Genomic DNA, 728 nt, shown 5'->3' with positions numbered 1-728 from the left:
TAATGATACTATGATGTTGTTAATTTACTTGGGGAGGCGCTTATGCTCACTGCTAAATGTATAGGGTGCGGATGCACCGATGATCACGCTTGTGTTGAAAAGGCACTGTTGCAAAGTTAGCGATGAGGCAGCCTTTTGTCTTATTCAAAGGCCTTACATTTCAAAAACTCTGCTTACCAGGCGCATTTCGCCCAGGGGATCACCATAATAAAATGCTGAGGCCTGGCCTTTGCGTAGTGCACGCATCACCTCAATACCTTTGATGGTGGCGTAAGCCGTCTTCATGGATTTAAATCCCAGCGTGGCGCCGATTATCCGTTTCAGTTTGCCATGATCGCATTCAATCACGTTGTTCCGGTACTTAATCTGTCGGTGTTCAACGTCAGACGGGCACCGGCCTTCGCGTTTGAGCAGAGCAAGCGCGCGACCATAGGCGGGCGCTTTATCCGTGTTGATGAATCGCGGGATCTGCCACTTCTTCACGTTGTTGAGGATTTTACCCAGAAACCGGTATGCAGCTTTGCTGTTACGACGGGAGGAGAGATAAAAATCGACAGTGCGGCCCCGGCTGTCGACGGCCCGGTACAGATACGCCCAGCGGCCATTGACCTTCACGTAGGTTTCATCCATGTGCCACGGGCAAAGATCGGAAGGGTTACGCCAGTACCAGCGCAGCCGTTTTTCCATTTCAGGCGCATAACGCTGAGCCCAGCGGTAAATCGTGGAGG

The 728-nt window shown here is 51.5% G+C and carries 1 protein-coding gene; it reads right to left on the bottom strand.

Translation table 11 applies throughout. The features are described from left to right. Positions 1-153 precede the first annotated feature (153 nt). On the bottom strand, positions 154-728 hold a 575-nt coding region (locus R7R24_RS26710), incomplete at its 5' end, for an IS6-like element IS26 family transposase (protein WP_318120117.1).

The organism is Vibrio sp. 704 (genome assembly GCF_033339295.1).
Note: the sequence above shows the minus strand (reverse complement) of the source record. Positions and strands in the feature narration are given on the sequence as shown.